The sequence below is a fragment of the Nostoc sp. DSM 114159 genome (genome assembly GCF_053470285.1).
Map to the genome: position 1 here is coordinate 4,377,979 of NZ_JBPFEH010000001.1, position 18,997 is coordinate 4,396,975.

Consider the following 18,997-nt stretch of genomic DNA (forward strand, 5'->3'; position numbering starts at 1 on the left):
TCAATTTAAATCGATGTCACTTTTATAAGACATTGCTCTGGGTTTTGCCTTGTGAGATGCTGGCTGAGATTTCTTAGGCGGTTGGGGAGGGCGACATCTCTCACAATATAAAGGTCGAGGACCGAAAGTCTCGCGTTTTGTCAGATCGTTACACTCTTTACAGACAAACTGGAAAACACGAGTATGAATCTGTCTTTTGTGCGCCCTGACAGTATATTCTCTAACATCAATGAATTTACTTGCCATAATCAGGAATTGTGAATTGCCGACGTTATCAATGTCCTATCAATATAGCTATTCAAGCAAATCAAACTGCATCAGTGTGTGTTTATGTAGAAGTTTTATTCAAATTAGTGAATTTGACATCTAGACATAAAGTGCAGATGAGCAATTTGAGAGTTAGCTGTTGACTATATCTCTCAGCATATAATTGGTGATGAGCAAACACTACTATCATTCTTCAAGCGTAGGCGATTTACATTGCCTTGCTCATAAAAGTTGATAGGAGAAAGTGCAGGATTATTTACTTGCACTACTATTGATTGGCAAATCAAGCGATCGCCAGTGTCTCTAATAGCCCATCATAAAATTACCGCACTCCTAACCCCTCTTCCTCATGCTAGATGGGTAATGCTTAATGAACCCATTCCTGTCTAAAGAACAACCGCCTCCTAAAACAGGAGGCGGCGATCGTTGTTAATCAAAGTATGATTCCAATAAGTTTGATCCCTCTATTAGTAGTATGTCAAGTCAACTTCACGGGGTCAATAACTTTGTAGTCAGAACTTTAGTCCTTTGTTAAGCGCTCAAGCGCTGATTACTAACCGATAAATTTCAACTTGACAGATTACTGCTGACTGGGAGTAGTAGGTTGTGATTGAGGTTGTTGGCGTAAACTACGCAAAGAGTCCCGCAATTTATTCTGGCTAGTGTTATCTCTTCGCCGCCGCCGATTTATAGTTGTTTGTGGCTTTTGTGATGAATCGGTAGTCGTTTGCTCGCGCTGGATGCCGCGTAGGGACTCTCTTGCAGTTCCTTGAGTAGGAGTTGTTCTAGCTTCAGATGATGAATTTCTTGCAGGACTTTCTGCTCTTTGAGGTTCCAGTCGCCGACTAAATCCAGATATTGCTGGTTTTGATGGGGGTGCCAACTCTCTGCGCCTACGTCTTGGAGTTTCCTGTGTAGAGTTAGCAGCCGTTGTTTGCTGACTTCTTTGTGTCTCTTGTGCTTGTCTTTGTGTTTTCCGTTCTTGAACTTGGCGCGATCGCCGTGAGCCTTTGATAGCATATTCAGTGGCTATAGATACCCCTTGTCTACCACCTTCTGTGGGTTTTAATTTCCAGTCACGCGCTTGTCTGGCGGTTTCTTCATCCAAGTCGCGGTTTCCACTAGAGCGAGCAATCCGCACATTGGTAACATTACCTTCTGCATCAGTATCTACAGCTACTTCTACTCTGCCTTCAACTCCTCGCCGTCTTGCTGCCTCTGGATATTTGGCATTACATTCGCGGCAGGCTGCACGACCATTACTATTACCTGAACTGTTAATTTTTGGAGGTGTAGGCGCTGTTGCTACTCTGGGACGGTTTCCTGTTCCACTACCAATTCCACTGCCGATGCCGCTACCGGTGCCACTACCAATTCCACTACCAATTCCACTGCCGATGCCACTGCCGATGCCACTACCAGTTCCACTACCAGTGCCGCTACCAGTGCCAGTTCCAGTTCCACTGCCAATGCCACCTCCAGTGCCAGTGCCAGTTCCTCCGCCAGGGCCAGTACCGCTATTTGTACCTACAGCAATACCACTACCTGAGCCTAAACCAACACCAGATCCGCCGCCACCGCCACCGCCACCTGCTGAACTTGCTTTGGAATCTTCAGACGGAGCTGATTGGGGAATGGGTGCAGATTTCACAGGTACTTCTGGTACCGCTCGTGGAATGGGTGCAGATTTCACAGGTACTTCTGGTACCGCTCGTGGAATAGGTGCAGATTTCACAGCAACTTCTGGCTCGATCGGAATTGCTTTTGGCGGCGTATCTATCGGCTGTGGCTTCTGAGGGACCGCTGTAATCTGTTCAAATTTTTCTACTGGTGGAGTTTTTATAGGCTGTTTTTGGACAACTTCTGGTTCTTTTTTTATTTCTTTTGGAATCTCTGCAATTGGTTTTTCTGGTTTTGCAGTCGGAGAATCCACGATCGCGATCTCTACTGGTTCTTCTTCTCTTGTGGGCACTCTCGTCAAATAATTACTGATGCCTGAAGACAGTACGCCGATATGCAGCGCCAGTGAACCTATCAGACTGTAAGTCAGAAAAGACTTGAGAGCCTCAACTTCTTTGGAACGTTGCTCGACAGTAATGCCAGAAAAGCTCATAGCTATTGCTACCTATTCTCACTAATTTAGCTATCTTAGAATGCAAGGTTACAAATATCAAGTAAAAAATTAAAATTAATTGCGATCGCTCTACGGAACCCTGCAATAACAAAAATATCTTTTTGAAGTACCAATATCATGCTTTTTGGACAAAATTAATTTTTGTTGCAATTTAATTAAATTAATTTATGTAAAACAAACTAACAATTAAATAAAAATCATCAGCATTACATTTGAAAAAATTATCATTATATTTTATATTTTATTGAGAAAAAGTTTCAGCTTTTCTCTAGATTCTGGTAGTCTGATTTTGTATTGTGGACGACGTTATAGAGGCACTACATGGGAATTCAGAATTTGTTTGCAGCAGGCGGTGTGGTCATGTGGCCCCTGTTGGCGTTTTCGGTATTGGGTGTGGCGCTGATCGTTGAGCGGATCAGGTTTTGGGTAAGGATCAATAAGCGTCAAAACCGGGTGGTGCGAGACGTTTTGAATCTCTACCGTCTCGATAATATTGTCGGTGCAATGGATAAACTTCAGAAAAACGCAGATTTGCCACTGGCTCGGATTTTTCTGGCGGCTTTAGAATTAGAAGAGCCAAATCCAGAGGAATTTCGTTTGGCTTTAGAAAGTGAATCGCAAGCTGAGATACCTGTACTCAAACGTTTCCAAAACATTTTCGAGACAATTATTAGTCTGGCACCACTGTTAGGTCTTCTCGGCACTGTGTTAGGATTGATAGCTTCTTTTGCTTCCCTAAATCTTGGTGACGTGGGAGGTAGTAAAACGGCAAGTGTTACGGCTGGGATTAGTGAGGCTCTAGTATCAACAGCATCAGGATTGATCGTTGCGATATTCATACTCATGTTTGCCAATACCTTCCGGGGATTGTACCAACGGCAAATTGCACTAATTCAGGAGTATGGAGGACAGCTAGAATTACTTTACCGCCGTCGCTATGAACGAGGAGAAAAAACCTATGCGTCTACCAGATGAACCAGAACTTCCACTACAGATCAATATCGTGCCGATGATTGACGTGATTTTTGCAATTTTGACATTTTTCATCATGTCAACTTTGTTTTTAACACGTTCGGAAGGTTTGCCAGTAAATTTACCGAAGGCCGCCACAGCTAAACAACAGCAAGTTCCCACTAAAATTACCATTACGGTAGATGAAAAAGAACAGGTTAGCCTGAACCGTAAACCAATTGCAGTTGATGATTTGACAGCGCAAGTGCGGACTTTAGTTGGTTCTAACCCAGAAGTATTAGTGATTATTAATGCTGATGAAAAAGTTGATTATGGCCGGGTGGTGGCGGTAATGGATCGGGTACGTCAGGTTCCGGGAGCTAAATTAGCGATCGCTACCCAAAGAGAGTAAATAGATATATTAGGCATCAGAAGTTCAGAGAGTCAGGAAAATTCTAGATTCTGACTCCTAACTCCTTTTTGTATCATAGACATCTCCAGCAATTTATTATGCATTGGCCAAAATCCTTGTTATACACAATTCATTAATTTTGCCTACCTGATTTTCACCAGATGTTTAATTCTAAAGGTAGTAACTTTTATTGGTGTAAGTTTTGCCAAGGTTAAGTTTCAGCCAAATGGTTCCATTCTAGTATCTACAATCACGACATAATCCAAACTGACTTGATAAATTGCTAATTACACGAACAAAATAAGGCATAGCAAATTTATACAAGCAGGTAGATTATCTGATGACTATTCCAGAGTCAATTAAAAAATTCATTACATGGATACAAGGTTTTGATCGTCGTGTTTTACAGAATGAAGATGATATCAAAGAAAAGTTGATTTTGCCCATGTTTCACTATCTCTGCTATCCAGAGAGATGTCATCGTGAATACTCTTTGAAAACATATCAATCAGAAATACACACTAAAAATCCAGAAATTGCTCAGATTTATTTTGCCACAGATGATGTTAAGAAACAAAATACAGATACATCACTCATTTTTGTAGAAGTGATAGAACCGCATACAACTAAGTTAAATAGAGCTATTGAGCAAGCTAAATTTTATAGTAATCATTTTAACACACTATTTTTTATTCTCACCAATGGATATGAAATTAAGGTTTTTCAGCGCCTAGATTATAATCAAGAAGAATTAGTATTCGATCTAAATATAGATGCTTTTAAAAATAACGATATTGCCTCCAAGTTTTATAATAAACTCAATTTTAATGTAGTTAAAAATATCGATAAAAATACAGACGATATTTTGACATATTCTAAATATAACTTAATAGAAAAATTAATTATACGCCATCCAGATTTACAGTATTTTTTAGAAAAATCTGATTTTGAGCCTTCTATTACACTAGAAGGCTGCCACTTAGTTGTTGTTAAACCAAAAGTAGCGATCGCCTGTAATTTACCCAAAGCTTTTGGAGAAGGTAATTGTCAAATAGAATTCAGTAGTATTCTTTTTAAAGGTTTAAAAATTCACTTAAATAATCAAGATATTTTAGGTCAATTAATGACGGGATTGCACACTCAACCAGATTGGGGGTGTCGTCGTTTTTTAAAACAGATAGATAAAGATAGTTTTACAGTAAATTTGGGTCAAATAACAGTCATTTTATCAAAGTTAGAAGCAATAGACTTGTGTTTGTGTGTTGATGAAATTTGTCAGAAATATCAAAATTTAATAATGGAATTTGAGAATGCTCTAGAAACATGGGATTTTGAATTTGTAAAGTTCTCAGAAGTTCGCGGTTTTATGCTATTTTCTGTCAGACAAGAGTTATGGGAGTTGATGCAGCAGTTCGCTAAGGAATTTGATTATAAGAAAGGTAAGTCAGAATGGCATCTATTTCATAGAGAAAATATATCAATTAAAGTGAGTCGAGGAATTCGCGATCATACATTTTTCTTCCCAAAATTTAACAGAGATTTATCCTTATTACCAAGCAATCAAGTTAATATAATCTACGAACTAAATGATATCAATTTACAATCTATTGAAATAGCTAAATTTGGCTTGTGGCAGCAAGATATTGGAGTACGAGGAACTTGGACAGCTAGATATACCAAACAGTGGTTATTAGATAAATATATTCCCAAGGTTATTAATTACTATTCAGAAAATTCTCAATTATCTGAAGCTGAATTGCTAGCAAAAATAACAAATGACACAAGAGAATGTGCGCTGATTAAAGAAATTGATAATATTATAGATTTAGTACCTTATCTTCGTGACATCCAATCTTGGCTACATATCTATGTGGAAAATATTGCAGCTTCACTATTGAAACCATATTACCAAGCTTATACAAATTTAGTGCGTAACACAGATTCTTCCATAATAGGCATAGACTATATTTTCGGAAATTTGCGGCGAGTTGAGTGGAAAAATTCACCAGAAGAAAATTATAGCAATTCCACAGACTGGAAAAATTTAACTTTTAAATATGCTATAGATTGCTTAGAACGGCAAGTAGTAAGAATAAATAATAGTGAATACGAAAATAGTTTCAAAGCAGATTTAATCACTCGGATATTTATTTGGATTATAGAAAATGGTAAAATATCTTTTTCACAAGCTCAGTTAAGTGCTGCTAAACAAGCTTTAATTCCACTTTGGGAACAAAGTCGTTTTGAAATGCGCTATATCTATCCTAATCAATAAAATTACAAAATTTGCTGTAAATCTAACACAAACCCAGGTAGTACATTTTCTCCTGATAAACTAGTAGGATTGTCTAATATTTCTACATCTTTACCTGGACGATAAATTTCCACTCGCTTGTTTTTCCGATCGATTAACCAGCCTAATTGAGTACCATTTTCGATATACTCCTGCATTTTCTCTTGTAATTCTTTCAAGGAATCAGTACGAGAACGCAACTCTACTACAAAATCAGGACAAATTGGGGCAAATTTTTCTTGTTGTTCTGGGGTTAAAGCATTCCATCGCTCAATTTTCACCCAAGAAACATCAGGAGAACGTTCTGCGCCATTAGGTAGGGTGAAACCAGTTGAAGAGTCAAAACCTTTGCCTAATTTAGTCTGTTTATTCCAGATTCCTAATTCAACAACCATATCAAAGTTACGGTTGCCAGTATCACTACCTGTAGGTGGCATAATTAATATTTCCCCTGATGCTGTACGCTCAAATCTATAATTACTATTTTTCTGACACATCTGGAAAAATTGCTCATCAGTTAAGTCAATTTTCAATTTGAGTGTAGAAGGGAAAGTGGTTGTCGTGGCGTTCATAGGCTATTCTGAGCATCTTACTTTCTAGTGTAGTGCTGTGTGGGGTGCGATCGCTGCCAAGAGATTATGGAGAGCGATCGCAATGCAAACAACTTCTGGTTAAATTTTACTAAGGCTCTATAAGCTCGATACTTTAGAGGGTAGAAAAATCTAGATGCTTTGGTTATCTCAATGGCTAGTGTTAGGAACTATATTTGTTAGCTTAACTTTTAGCACACCTTTATTTGCCAGTCAGTCTATGAACCAACAAGATATGCAGATATTGATAGAAAAAGCTAGAGATGCATGGATCGCTCAAGATGTCGATGCTCTTGCACAATTGTTTACGATTGATGGAGAATTAATCGTGCCTGGTCAATGCTGGCGGGGACAAGAAAGAATTCGAGAAGGACTTGCCAATTTTAAACAACAGTATTCAGATATTAAAATAGACATCCAACGGATTATTATGGGAGCAAATCAGGCAGCAGTAGAATGGTACTACGAAGATACAGAAAAAGCGACAGGTCGCCGTAATCAAGCTGATGACGTAATTGTTGTAGATTTCAAAGACAGTCAAATTAGTCGTTGGCGTGAGTATTTTGACACACAAACGCCAATTAACAGATAGTTACATTAGTCTTGAAACTTCAGTATCCTTAATTTATTTTGAATCAAGGATATTGGAGTTTCAAAACTAACTTGTAACGTAAAAAACACAAGACGTTAATCACCTTAGACCGCTCTGATGAAGAATTTCACCTTCCCTTCAGTGATAATAAGGTGGAGGAAGCGACAAAAACTCCACACCGTCAAGGATTTTTATTGATTTACACTGTCCAAACATCTGTCATCGCTCATCTTCGATGTTTGATATTGGGCCACAGCGGCATAACACCCATACAGTGCTGTCTGTTTTCATAAACATAGAATAGCTAACAGTTGAGTGAAAAACTCTCTCTCCCAAGTATAAACACTAGCTAGCCTAGAGATATAGCTATATTGTTTATACAAACTTGTCTAAAGCAAGATTTTAATTCTTTATAACTTTAGCTAGTCATTTGACGCCGTTGAGACTGTACTTGGTTAAACTGCTTTTGTTGTGGTGTTAATTGGCTGTAATCACTTGAAGATTGCATATCCCATTGTAATTCTGCTAGTAACAGTAAACTAACGGTCATAATTAGCCCTGTTGAGAGAAACTGCATGACACCGCAGTAAGGTAAAACTAAGATTCCCAGCAAATGAATAAATCCCATTAAAATAAATGTGCGCGAACGCATTCCTACTCCGGTGCAAAAGTAACCGATGGCACTTAATCCTAACCACAGTGGACACAAACGGATCAACACCTCTCCCCATCCCAAAAAAATGCTCAGATCGGTCAAGATTAAACCCATTAAGATTAAAATCGCCCAGCTATAAACAACCCAGCGTAGCTGTTCTACAGTTGCCCAAAACCAAGTTAAACTTACCATCCCAAATGCACCGAATAAGGTAAGCACTGACCACAAAATTGCTTGGCTACTCCAGCTAATGGGCAGAAACTGTGCGGTTACAAAAATTCCAGATGAAATTAGTCCCCAGAGAATAAATGCTTGATCGACGCGAGTATAAAACTTTGAAAAGAGGATGAAATTTCCAAATTGGTAGTTGAGACAGACTAGACCTTGAATATCTTGAAAATCTAGCTCTTGCTGTTTTTCACGCAGGAGCGGCTCAGAGGAATTGAAAAAAGTCATTGATAATCTATTACCCTTGGTAGATGAATAAATTATTACTCTATCCAAAGATATATTGTTATTTAAATATAAACAAGTAAAGAGTTCCCTTTGGTCGCGGTAGGAAACAGTGTTTCGACTCCCAACTCTTGGAGAGGCTGCACTTCGACTAAGCTCAGTGACCACGCCAACGACTACGCTCAGGGCAAGTCGCTCAACAACCGGGCAGTTTTGCTCCTGCCCTCTGCCTCCTGCGTTCCTTGATAAAATCGGTTGTTTTCAATAGCGATCGCAACATGAAGATACCAAATAAGGCGCTATCAGTTTTTTTGCTTAAGCGTGGTGAGGTAGCGATTGCTCCTTCACTCATCGACGCTTAAGCAGCAACTAATCTAGCCCTCTATTTACGTACTAGGTTCAGCAGTTCTTTTGGAGAAGCCAACAAGTCAATCGCTACAAAGAAGATTTTACCTTGAGGATCTAGCAAAAAGCGCCATGCAATATTCATACCTACGCTGGCACCAAACCAAGGGGTTTGGACTTTGCCTGTAACTTTAACTTGGGTATAGCCATCTTCCACAGGCTCAGATACACCACGCTCTGGAAGCATCTTCAATCCCTGACATTCTTCACGCATATAAGCACGAATTGCGTCTTGACCAACAATTGGTCTTTCAAAGGGAGGTTGCAAAGCACCTTCGGAGGTAAACAGAGAAACCGCAGCATCAAAGTCATTGGCATTCATGTTGTTGATATAGCCAAGTACCGTAGGATTGTCGATGCCCTCAATGGTGACTTTAGTCCGAAATGCTGGTGCAGTGGGAGGAGCTACCGGCTCTAAAACTTTTTTGTAACTACCAGGAGCATTCGGATCGAATCCCATGCTAATTACGGTATTACGTAGGATGGTAATTTGTTGACCCGAATCTGCATTGCGGATGGCTTGTAAGACATTGGCAGCTTTAGAAGAAAGCTTGTAACCTGGTGGGATTGGAGCAACGATTCCCTGAGCCATCCATTCTCCTAACTGATACCAAAAGCCCAACTTGATATTCACGGTGAAGGATGCATAAGAACGGCACAGAGGAGTGTCAGCACGGTTAGCCAAATCGTACATGACTTGCGTTTGAGCCTCAAAAGGCATCTGCTTAATTTGTTCGAGTAAGCCTTGTGCAAGGATCATGTTGGCTGCTCCAGGAGCGGCAACTGTAATACTTCTACCCATCTCGGTATAAGCAAACCAAAGTAATGCTAGTTGATCTTCAGCATTGAGCTTAGAGAATGATTCGACAACGGTTGGAACAACATCAGCAACTAGGGTGCCGGGAAAAATACTTTGAGCCGACTGGATGGTAAAAGACATAGCAGAAATTCCAAAAAAATTACAGTTCTACCGAATGTGAAAAATTAAATGTGCAAAGACCGAGGAAAAATGCGTTTAAGTGTTAATAAAGGCACTCAGTAGTTTTTACATCACTAGAAAGCCTGTTGTAGACATAGATAGTTCTAATAAAGGCATAGTGATGCTGTTGCCGTTGAGTTTAGATACTTGGCAAAGCACTTTGCAGGCTCAACTGCATAGTTATTTAGAAAGCCTTGATTAACAGTGGTTTAACGCATTGCTGGTGTTTATGTTTCTTTATGTAAAGAAACATAACAAGTTCGTTACAAATAAGCAATACTTTCTCAGCTATCTACCGATAATTTCTACTTATTAAAAATATAAATTTTACTGATGTTAATTTAATGCAATTAGTACTTTTGTGTGCATAGGATTTCCATAATCCTTAGCTGAACCTATGCGCTATCGAGCATCACAAGCGTCAATATGGTTCGGTTAAGATTTTTTGATGAAAATTTTGGCTCGCAAAGATGCGATAAATCATTACAAAGACGCGATGAATCGCCGTCTCTACAATAATCGGCGATTCATCGCGTCTCTTGCTTTAACCGAACTGTATTGAGCCGACTGTAGACACGCCTAGTTCTCATATACATCCGAAATACCCTACTCATCTAGTACGGTTATTACTACTTTTATTTTCATGTCAAGCAATTGCCAAAAATATTTACAATATTTAATATTCGTTTACAGAAAGCAAAAACAAACAGTCAAAAATGGCAAGTAAAGGTTTTACCATTAACGAACGCAGTAAACTCAACAGATTTGCATTTGAACCCAAAGTTTATGTTGATGAAATTCCACCGATAGGATTCACAAAATATGCCGAAAAACTCAATGGGCGTTTGGCAATGATTGCTTTTGTTTCACTCATAGCTGTGGAAGTTATCACCGGACACGGTTTGGTTGGATGGCTAACCAGCTTTTGAAGAAGACACTTTGAGATTTCTTAATTTTCTTCACTTGACGAATAAAGCAATTTAGAGGCAAACTTACTTATGAAAACTGATTTTGATTATCCTAAAAAAGATTTAATTGGACTCGTTGTTTTTAGACCTGATTTCAACAACTTTGAGATTATTAATGCAAATCAAGCCTGGTGATTGTTTTTTACTGTCGGTCAAGATGACAAAGGACTGAGACAAGAAATTGAGTTCGGCAGATTTTTCACTAACCTTTTAATTGCCATAGGAGTAACTGGAATTATTTGGGCGATTTACTTCAACTAATTAGGATGAGTAAGAGCTGATTCGTAAAGAAAATCTTAAGGGTACTCAACTCATTACTAGGTCTGAGTTTCAGCCAATAAGTGCTGGATTGACTTAAATTACTGAAACCCTTATTAAACAAGTACTTTACTTGAGTTTACAAATTAGCTCTAATTTTGTTCGTTTCTAATGTGTAGTAACTTCAACAGAGGTCTTGGATTTGGATACCAAGACTTCTTTTAAATTTTCAATAAGTTTAAAAAACTCTATTTAGCTTTGGAAAAAGTTTGATGTTGATTGGATTTATAAAGCTTCCCAATTTGTCGCGCTATTGTGGATACGTGGGCTTAGAAGTAGCACAAATTGTTTCCAAACATCTTGCTGTTCAAAGTAAAACCTATGTAATTCAAAATAGAAGGGTATTGGTATATCAACTTTTAAAGTCTGGTCTGGATTCTCATACCGCAGATCGAACTGTTACTGTACTTATATCAAGCCTAGTTTTACAATTAAGCAACAAAAACCAGTGTGCAATTAATTGTATGGGAGAGAAGCCATACAGGTAGTAAAAAGGATTGGGGTTAGGGGAGAGGTGACAGGTTACAGAAAATAATCTCTACTCTCTAACCTTTACCTTATTCCCTTTTTCAGTCACTACTTCAACGCAAACAACGAATCGCCTCTAATAGACCTCTAGCTTTATTCAGCGTCTCTTCGTATTCTTTCTCTGGCTCAGAATCAGCTACCAAACCTGCACCGGCTTGTACGCTGACAGTACCATCTTGCACTACCATCGTGCGAATTGCGATCGCAGTATTTAATTGTCCTTCAAAATCGTAATACCCATACACGCCGGAATAAACACCACGACGGCTAGACTCTAGCTCGTGGATAATTTCCATCGCCCTAATCTTGGGTGCGCCGCTTACCGTACCTGCGGGGAAGGAAGCTTTTAGTAAATCCCATGCTGTTTTACCAATTGCTAATTTACCCACAACATTGCTAACAATGTGCATTACATGGGAGTAGCGTTCAACCATCATTAATTCATCGACTTTGACGCTACCACTTTGACAAACACGCCCCAAATCATTCCGCCCTAAATCCACAAGCATCACGTGTTCAGCAACTTCCTTGGGGTCTTGGAGTAAATCTTGAGCCAAGGTGGCATCTTCTTTCGTAGTTTTACCTCGCGGACGCGTCCCAGCAATTGGGCGTACCGTTGCTATTACTCCACCATCAGAATCGCTTTCGGCTTTCACCATTACTTCCGGACTAGAACCGATGATTTGCCAATCTTGGAAGTTAAAGTAAGCCATGTAAGGCGAAGGATTTATCTGACGTAGCGACCGATAAAGGGCAAAAGGGTCGCCTGTGTATGTTGTTGATAGTCGCTGGGAAATTACTACTTGGAAAATATCGCCTGCTTTAATGTAATCTTTCGCCTTCTCTACACTGGCACAAAAATCAGGGCGGGTAAAATTACTCTTATACTCCTCTGCTCCCTGCTCCCTGCTCCCCTGCTCCCCTGCTCCTCTGCTCCCTGGCGGATTCCATTCCAATCGAGTTTTTTCTGGCGATAGGGGTAGAGATAGTTTTTCGAGCATTTGGGTGACGCGATCGCACGCTTGTTGATATGCTGCTTTTAAATCTACATTCGGGTCGCGTAAATCAGCATAAGCGATCGCCCAAATTTTCCGCTTCACCTGATCAAAAATCAACAAGTGGTCTACTTGCATCCACAATCCATCAGGGATATTCCGCTCATCTGGTGGATAAATGGGCACACGCGGCTCAATCCACTGAATCAATTCATAGCCCCAAAACCCAAACAAACCGCCAATTCCTGGCGGTAGCTGTGGTAATTTTACTGGGTGATAAGGTGCTAAACATTCGGCTAAAGCTGTAAAAGGGTCGCCAGCAAAAACCACCTGCGAACCATCGCGGTTTTTCTGAGTCGTGCGATCGCCCCTTGCTTCCAAAACCCACACCGGATCGCAGCCCACTAAACTATAGCGTCCCAGTTTTTCCCCACCTTCGATGGATTCCAACAAAAAGCTATAAGGCTGACCCGCACAGACTTTATACCAAGCAGATACGGGCGTATCTAAGTCCGCTACCCATTCTTGATATACCGGGACGAAGTTGCCTTGTTGCGCTAGGGTAGAAAACTGGGAGAAATCCGGAAAAATCATTATTTTACAAAAGTAAATGGTAATTGGTAATGGGTAATGGGTTTTTATTTACCAATTACCCATTACTAATTACCCATTAGCGACTAACAGTTAGTTACGGAGCGTCGTAGGTAGTAACACCGCTAAACTTAACTTTAGAGGGGCTGGGGTTTTGTCCGATCCGACGGTCTACATAACGCACTTTGTCACGACCTTCAGTTACCTTTTCAGGGAAGTTACCATCAGCTGGGTGAAGTAAGGTAGTTTCTCCGTTGGGTAAAATCCGGTAAACTTTGTAATCTGTGATTTTGAGCTTTCGGAGTTGCTGACCGCCCAAAAAGATGCCATATTCTTTACGAGCTATATACAGCAGGTTTTCACCTTTCCGCATAACAGCAGCACCACCTGTAGGCAATTCAAAAACTTGCTCTTTCGGGCTAGTCCAAGTGATAGCGTACTTTTCTTCGACTGCTGCTTTTGTGAGCAAGCCACCAGTGCTACCAGCAAATAGCGGGGTTTGTCCAGAGAGTGTTTCTGCCATAAAGTCTATTCTCTCAACGTTTTTAGGGAATCCTAACATCGCAACCAGGATCATATTGCGATCGCGTTATAGACTGTAACAGTTTTTAGTCATTTGTCCTTAGTTCTTTGTCATTTGTTAAAAACCAATGCCCCATACTCTTCAGGAGTGCTGAGTTAGGAGTTATTATTTCTCCTCTGCTCCTCTGCTCCTCTGCCCCCTGCCCCCTGCTCCTCTGCCCCCTGCCTATTTACTCTTGACTTTTGTCCGCTTTTCCTCTTGGCTACTCCGAACAATCGGGATGGTGAAGTGAAACTGACTGCCCTGGTCTTTGCCAGTTGACTCTGCCCAAATTTGCCCACCCCAGCCATTAACAATTTGACGGCAAATTGCTAAACCAAGTCCAGTTCCGCCGGTGGTGCGGCGCAGCGATCCCTCTTCTTGATAAAAGCGGTCAAAAACTACTTCTAAACGATTTGGTTCAATGCCGCGTCCAGTATCAGCTATAGTCACTTCGACCATTTGACGGCTGTTGTCAATCGCTTTAATCGTGATTTCTCCTTGGGGTGGCGTAAATTTCAAAGCATTGTCTATGAGTTTTGCCAGTACCTCGACTAGCCAATCACCGTCAGCTCTTACTAAAGGTAGGTTTTCAGCAATTTGAGTCTTGATTTGGGGCGGCTTTTCCGTTGAGGAACGCGTGCGATTTCGGCTGAGTGCTAAATCCACGCATTCTTGTAAGGTGAGGGATTCTGGATGCCATTCCACTCGGCCGCTTTCCAAGTTTGAAAGTGTCAGAAAATCTTGTACCAGTTTTCGCATCCGTTCCGAGTCGGAAAGAGCGGTGTTGAGCATCACCTGCTGCAATTCCAAGGGCATATCCGGCTCACTAGCGAGACTTTCTAGGCACACTTGAATTGTGGATAGGGGAGTACGCAGTTCGTGTCCGGTGATGGCTATGAGGTTGCTGCGGGTGCGGTCTAGAGCTTCTAGTTGCTGGTTAAGTTCTTCTAGGTTAGCGTAAGCTTCCGCTTGAATGAGAGCTGCTCCTACTTGGGTAGCGATCGCTTCTACCAAATCCAATTCTCCAGGTTGGCATTCGTGGGGTGGCATCCGACAGTAATGTAACTCCACAATCCCTAATAATCGCCCCTGATAAAATACTGGTTCCATCAGCCAAGAACGAATGGCAAACTTTTTGGCGATGGTAGAAAGTCCTGGCGATTTGGTAACGCGGGGGTCACTGAGCGTATCGCTTACACAAACACCTTCGCCAAGTTCTACGATGTCCCGAAATAGGGAATTTTTCTCTAACTCCCAGGTTTGTCCGCAAACAGATAAGATACCAGGGGTCAAAAACTCGTGTTCAATTATCGCTTGGCTATCTGTAGCTTGAGCGCGGTAAATTAAACAGCGACAAGCTTCTAGGTGTTGCCCTAATTCTTGTGCCGCCACTTGGAGAACTTCATGAGGATCGAGCGATCGCCGAATCGCAGTACTAATCGAGTTGACTAATCGCTCTTTTCGTGCTTGGGCAGCAATAGAACGGTAAGCTTTGTGCAATTTGTACTGACTAGCTTGCAAATAAGTTACTAAGCGCTGCACAAAGGGATCTGTATCAATGTCACAGGCGTACTCGTTTACCTGTTCGGTTCCAGAGTAGTTTCGCGGTTCGCCAATGCCAAACCTCTGACGTGCCTGTTGAATTTTACTTGTCAGTTCTGGTCTATAAACCAAAACCCTATTTAACAACAATTCGGCGGCTTTGAGGCTAACTCCCCTTTCTGATGTCCAAATTCCCTCAAATCTTCGGGCTGTGTCTATATCCAAATTAGGGCTTAGTTCCGGTAGTTGGTTGTTTTTGGCAAGAGAACCAAGGTTTTCTCGGCAAACCAAACAAGTAGCATAATTGTCAGCAATCACTACCAAATGCCACTCCTGACTTAAGCCATCCGTTGCCTCAAAAGCCACTTTTTCATAGTGTTCCGAACTGTTGGCAAAATCCGTTTCTGGAGCAGATAATACGTATATTTGATTACTTCGCAAAGCAAGTCGCTGGTAGCGATGAGCTTCTTGGCGGTAGAATCGCTCTCGCTGGAAACTAGCAATTACAAGGGGTTTCGCTAAAGTCGCAGCCAAAACTTGATCTTCCATCGCGTGGGAGAGCGCCGTTAGTGAAGCCTTAAAATATAGCTGGGGCCGCAAGTAGGGTAGGGACTTTAGCAGATCACTCAGCACAGAAGTCGAAATGCTCATGAATTATTGTTAAACGCTCAACCTCGATCAGATCCACGTCACAGCTGCATTGTACAAATTTCAAGGGACTCTCAAGTTAAATAGATAGTTGCAATATGTAAAGAACGCTAAAAAGCGCTTTTCGCCAAAGCTAGTCGCAACACTTTGTTACTAATTAAGGGGCGTGGGTACACTTGATTTACTGATTGACAACCTATTACGCCCAATATACATTCAGGTTAACTGATGCTTTTGCTTGTACAGGTAAATTTTTTCGGGAATAAGTACTAAAACATTAATTATTGTATGGTTTTAACTACTGTGTCCGCTAATAACCACCGACGATCGATTTATAGTCCATACGTTGGTAAAATAGCCTATCGTAGACATTGCCTACTTTGCCGACGTTGATTTCTGCTTGCTAAATAAATTTTCTTAGCCAAAAATCATGACTGCAATATTTACATAACTTAATCACTAATGTTGATTAAACTTAATCAATTAATTATCATAAATTAGTCTAATCAAATATCAAAGATTATTTAAAATTTTGTGTCTCTCTACGATACGCTGTTTTTTGTTTAAACTACGTGTCGAGACACAAATCTTTCTTTTATCGACCTAAATAAATTTAGTTGCTCTGTCTCAAAGCAAAAGGGTATTTATTCTTTCATTCTGCCTCTTGGGTAAGAGACTTATACTCAAAAGACCACAAAAATATAGACCTGTACACGGAACTTTGTCTAATGACACCGGATACGCTAATCACCCCAGAAAAAATTTTTCTGGATGGAAAAACTTTTATTCCTGCCGAACAATTACCGATCCCGGAGTGGCCTTGTGTTGTGAGTGAAAGATCGCAACCGACACTAACGGTTAAAGATGATGATTTATTTTTTGTGACAGATACTATCGGGAATATTTCTGGCTGTTCCCTTAACGATGGCAATCCCAGTATGGGACTGTTTTGTTGTGATACGAGATTTCTTAGTCGCTTGGAAGTGCAAATTGAAGGGCGATCGCCTGTACTCCTCAGTAGTACTGCTGAAAAAGGTTTTGCACTCTCAGTTTTGTGTACCAACCCCAGAATCGACGAACGCCTCAAAGCCGAGACTATCGGAATTCGCCGAGAAATCGTGCTGAATGGAGCATTATTTGAAGAAATAGAAGTATCTAACTACAGCACAACCACTGTAAATTTTGAACTAAGTATTAGTTTTGATGCGGATTTTCTTGATTTATTTGAAGTCCGTGGCTATGACAGAGAAAAACGAGGTCGGCTTTTACGCCTAGTAGAACCGACGACTGAGGAAGGAACATCCGATCGCGTCGATGGTGTTGCACCAGTACCTAAAGAGCCATCTGCCTATAGAGAAGAATCCTTAACACTCGCCTATCAAGGTTTGGATGGTTCAGTGATGGAATCCCGAATTTTATTCCAGCATCACCAACCAGACAATTTCAAAGGTTACACTGCGGTTTGGCAGCTAGAGTTGGCTTCTCACGAAACTCAAAAGCTGGGCTACCGAGTGAATATGTTGAGAAACAACCAGTCCAGTTCAACCGTGAGCGCCGCCACCACTTTAGGACAAGCGAAAGCTGCTGAGTGGATGGAGGAGCAACACTGGGTACAACAAATTACTCGCATTAGCTCAGATAAGAGTACCTTCAATCGAGTGATTGAGCGGGCTGAACAAGATATGTATTTGTTGCGCCAGTCTTTTGGTAAGTATAAGACTGTTTCCGCTGGAGTACCTTGGTTTTCGACATTATTTGGGCGAGATTCGCTGATTACAGCTTCTCAAAGCCTGATGTTAAACTCGCAAATCGCCAAGGAAACTCTGATATTACTGGCGACATACCAAGGTAAAATTGACGACGAATGGCGCGAAGAAGAACCGGGTAAGATTTTGCACGAGTTACGTTTGGGAGAAATGGCTCGTTGTCAAGAAATTCCCCATACACCTTACTACGGTACAGTTGATGCCACTCCCTTGTGGCTGATGCTCTATGCCGAACACTATGCTTGGACTCACGATGGAGAACTCTTAGAGCAACTTTGGCCCAATGCTCTAGCGGCAATGGAGTGGATCGATCGCAATACCAAAGAAACCACTTATCTCAGCTATTTCCGTAGATCCAAACGCGGTCTTGTTAACCAAGGTTGGAAAGACTCTGGCGACTGTATTGTAGACCGTAAGGGAGAATTAGCCAACGGCCCAATTGCTCTCTGTGAGGTGCAAGCTTACGTCTATGCTGCAAAAATACGCCTAGCAGAAATAGCTAGGATGAAGAAGCGGCTTGATTTGGCAGATCGTTGGCAAGAAGAGGCGAGAAATCTTAAGGTTCGGTTTAATCAAGATTTTTGGGTAGAAGATCAAGATTTCTGCGCCCTGGCTTTGGATGGAGAAGGTAAGCCAGTAGACAGTATTACCTCAAATCCTGGTCATTGTCTGCATTTGGGACTTTTCACAGACGAAAAAGCTCATAGTGTAGCAGAACGGTTGCGAGCACCTGATATGTTTAATGGTTGGGGCATTCGGACTCTAAGTAGTTTGTCACCTGCTTATAATCCGATGGGTTATCACATTGGTTCGGTTTGGCCCCATGATAACGCTTTGATTGCAATGGGATTGCGATCGCTCGGTCTTATCGATCAAGCCTTAGAAATATTCCAAGGTTTATTTGACATGACTCAGCAGCAACCCTATCAACGACCTCCAGAACTTTTTTGCGGTTACGAACGGAACGGTGATAATGCTCCTGTGCAGTATCCAGTTGCGTGTACTCCCCAAGCTTGGGCTACGGGTAGTGTTTTCCAATTACTACAAATGATGGTCAACTTGGTGCCTGACGCTCAAAATAACTGCTTGCGAATCATCGACCCCGCTTTGCCAGAATCGATTAATCGTCTGTCATTTCATAATTTGCGAGTCGGCCCCACTATCCTCGATTTGGAATTCGAGCGTTCTGGGACTACGACTGCTTGTCGCGTTGCGAAAAAACGCGGCAATCTGCGGGTAGTTATTGAAGCTTAGAAAGAGAGTAGGGAGTAGTAAATTAATTCCCTACTCCCTATTTTATGATTTAGTGCGATTGCTCAGTGACATAATGTCAAAATTAAGCAGC

At 41.1% G+C, this 18,997-nt stretch carries 16 protein-coding genes and 1 pseudogene; 8 read left to right on the forward strand and 9 right to left on the reverse strand.

Annotation, left to right across the window (positions count from 1 at the left end):
* Together ACR5KR_RS18085 and ACR5KR_RS18090 are read right to left on the reverse strand one after the other, a co-directional pair.
* Window positions 1-246, reverse strand: a complete 246-nt coding sequence (locus ACR5KR_RS18085; protein ID WP_099099597.1) for a hypothetical protein — start codon at window positions 244-246, stop codon at window positions 1-3.
* A gap of 601 nt (window positions 247-847) precedes the next feature.
* Complete coding sequence (locus tag ACR5KR_RS18090; protein WP_445631140.1) at window positions 848-2,380, reverse strand: TonB family protein; 1,533 nt, start codon at window positions 2,378-2,380, stop codon at window positions 848-850.
* Window positions 2,381-2,722: 342 nt separating this feature from the next.
* On the opposite strand from ACR5KR_RS18090, the gene ACR5KR_RS18095 reads away from it, so the two are divergent.
* The 3 genes from ACR5KR_RS18095 to ACR5KR_RS18105 all read left to right on the forward strand — a co-directional run bounded on the left by ACR5KR_RS18095 (window position 2,723) and on the right by ACR5KR_RS18105 (window position 6,039).
* On the forward strand, window positions 2,723-3,376 hold the full coding sequence (locus ACR5KR_RS18095; protein ID WP_335197448.1) for a MotA/TolQ/ExbB proton channel family protein: 654 nt from the start codon (window positions 2,723-2,725) through the stop codon (window positions 3,374-3,376).
* Window positions 3,360-3,764: an ExbD/TolR family protein gene (locus ACR5KR_RS18100; RefSeq protein ID WP_094352241.1), complete on the forward strand. Its 405-nt coding sequence runs from the start codon at window positions 3,360-3,362 to the stop codon at window positions 3,762-3,764. The genes ACR5KR_RS18095 and ACR5KR_RS18100 overlap by 17 nt, the downstream gene beginning before the upstream one ends.
* A 340-nt stretch (window positions 3,765-4,104) precedes the next feature.
* A complete protein-coding gene (locus tag ACR5KR_RS18105; protein WP_448267436.1) occupies window positions 4,105-6,039 on the forward strand; it encodes a type I restriction enzyme HsdR N-terminal domain-containing protein in 1,935 nt (644 codons plus the stop codon).
* 2 nt (window positions 6,040-6,041) lie between these two features.
* On the opposite strand, the gene ACR5KR_RS18110 is transcribed toward ACR5KR_RS18105, so the two are convergent.
* Window positions 6,042-6,629, reverse strand: coding sequence for a Uma2 family endonuclease (locus tag ACR5KR_RS18110; protein WP_445631138.1), 588 nt, complete (start codon window positions 6,627-6,629; stop codon window positions 6,042-6,044).
* A gap of 154 nt (window positions 6,630-6,783) precedes the next feature.
* Between ACR5KR_RS18110 and ACR5KR_RS18115 the strand changes: the two genes are divergently transcribed.
* Complete coding sequence (locus ACR5KR_RS18115) at window positions 6,784-7,239, forward strand: nuclear transport factor 2 family protein (RefSeq protein ID WP_448267437.1); 456 nt, start codon at window positions 6,784-6,786, stop codon at window positions 7,237-7,239.
* Window positions 7,240-7,657: 418 nt separating this feature from the next.
* Here the strand turns inward: ACR5KR_RS18115 and ACR5KR_RS18120 are convergent, their stop codons facing one another.
* The 3 genes from ACR5KR_RS18120 to ACR5KR_RS18130 form a co-directional block, all read right to left on the reverse strand.
* On the reverse strand, window positions 7,658-8,350 hold the full coding sequence (locus tag ACR5KR_RS18120) for a hypothetical protein (protein WP_448267438.1): 693 nt from the start codon (window positions 8,348-8,350) through the stop codon (window positions 7,658-7,660).
* A gap of 193 nt (window positions 8,351-8,543) precedes the next feature.
* Window positions 8,544-8,699: a hypothetical protein gene (locus ACR5KR_RS18125; protein ID WP_448267440.1), complete on the reverse strand. Its 156-nt coding sequence runs from the start codon at window positions 8,697-8,699 to the stop codon at window positions 8,544-8,546.
* Between the two features lie 30 nt (window positions 8,700-8,729).
* Window positions 8,730-9,692 (reverse strand): orange carotenoid protein N-terminal domain-containing protein, encoded by a 963-nt coding sequence (locus ACR5KR_RS18130; RefSeq protein ID WP_445631134.1) that lies wholly within the window; start codon window positions 9,690-9,692, stop codon window positions 8,730-8,732.
* A 79-nt stretch (window positions 9,693-9,771) separates the two neighbouring features.
* Here ACR5KR_RS18130 and ACR5KR_RS18135 point away from each other — a divergent pair, with 79 nt between their 5' ends.
* The 3 genes and pseudogenes from ACR5KR_RS18135 (at window position 9,772) to ACR5KR_RS18145 (ending at window position 10,960) form a co-directional block, all read left to right on the forward strand.
* Complete coding sequence (locus ACR5KR_RS18135; RefSeq protein ID WP_448267442.1) at window positions 9,772-9,933, forward strand: hypothetical protein; 162 nt, start codon at window positions 9,772-9,774, stop codon at window positions 9,931-9,933.
* A 514-nt stretch (window positions 9,934-10,447) separates the two neighbouring features.
* On the forward strand, window positions 10,448-10,660 hold the full coding sequence (locus ACR5KR_RS18140) for a high light inducible protein (protein WP_445631133.1): 213 nt from the start codon (window positions 10,448-10,450) through the stop codon (window positions 10,658-10,660).
* Between the two features lie 69 nt (window positions 10,661-10,729).
* A pseudogene (locus ACR5KR_RS18145) lies at window positions 10,730-10,960 on the forward strand (hypothetical protein).
* A 638-nt stretch (window positions 10,961-11,598) separates the two neighbouring features.
* Here the strand turns inward: ACR5KR_RS18145 and trpE are convergent.
* The 3 genes from trpE to ACR5KR_RS18160 all read right to left on the reverse strand — a co-directional run bounded on the left by trpE (window position 11,599) and on the right by ACR5KR_RS18160 (window position 15,889).
* Window positions 11,599-13,134: an anthranilate synthase component I gene (gene trpE / locus ACR5KR_RS18150; protein ID WP_448267443.1), complete on the reverse strand. Its 1,536-nt coding sequence runs from the start codon at window positions 13,132-13,134 to the stop codon at window positions 11,599-11,601.
* A gap of 94 nt (window positions 13,135-13,228) precedes the next feature.
* Window positions 13,229-13,654, reverse strand: coding sequence for a photosystem I reaction center subunit II PsaD (locus tag ACR5KR_RS18155; protein WP_445631130.1), 426 nt, complete (start codon window positions 13,652-13,654; stop codon window positions 13,229-13,231).
* Between the two features lie 225 nt (window positions 13,655-13,879).
* Window positions 13,880-15,889: a DICT sensory domain-containing protein gene (locus tag ACR5KR_RS18160; RefSeq protein WP_448267444.1), complete on the reverse strand. Its 2,010-nt coding sequence runs from the start codon at window positions 15,887-15,889 to the stop codon at window positions 13,880-13,882.
* A 725-nt stretch (window positions 15,890-16,614) separates the two neighbouring features.
* Between ACR5KR_RS18160 and ACR5KR_RS18165 the strand changes: the two genes are divergently transcribed.
* The gene (locus ACR5KR_RS18165; protein WP_448267445.1) at window positions 16,615-18,906 is read left to right on the forward strand and encodes an amylo-alpha-1,6-glucosidase; all 2,292 of its coding nucleotides are present in this window, start codon (window positions 16,615-16,617) and stop codon (window positions 18,904-18,906) included.
* Window positions 18,907-18,997 lie beyond the last annotated feature (91 nt).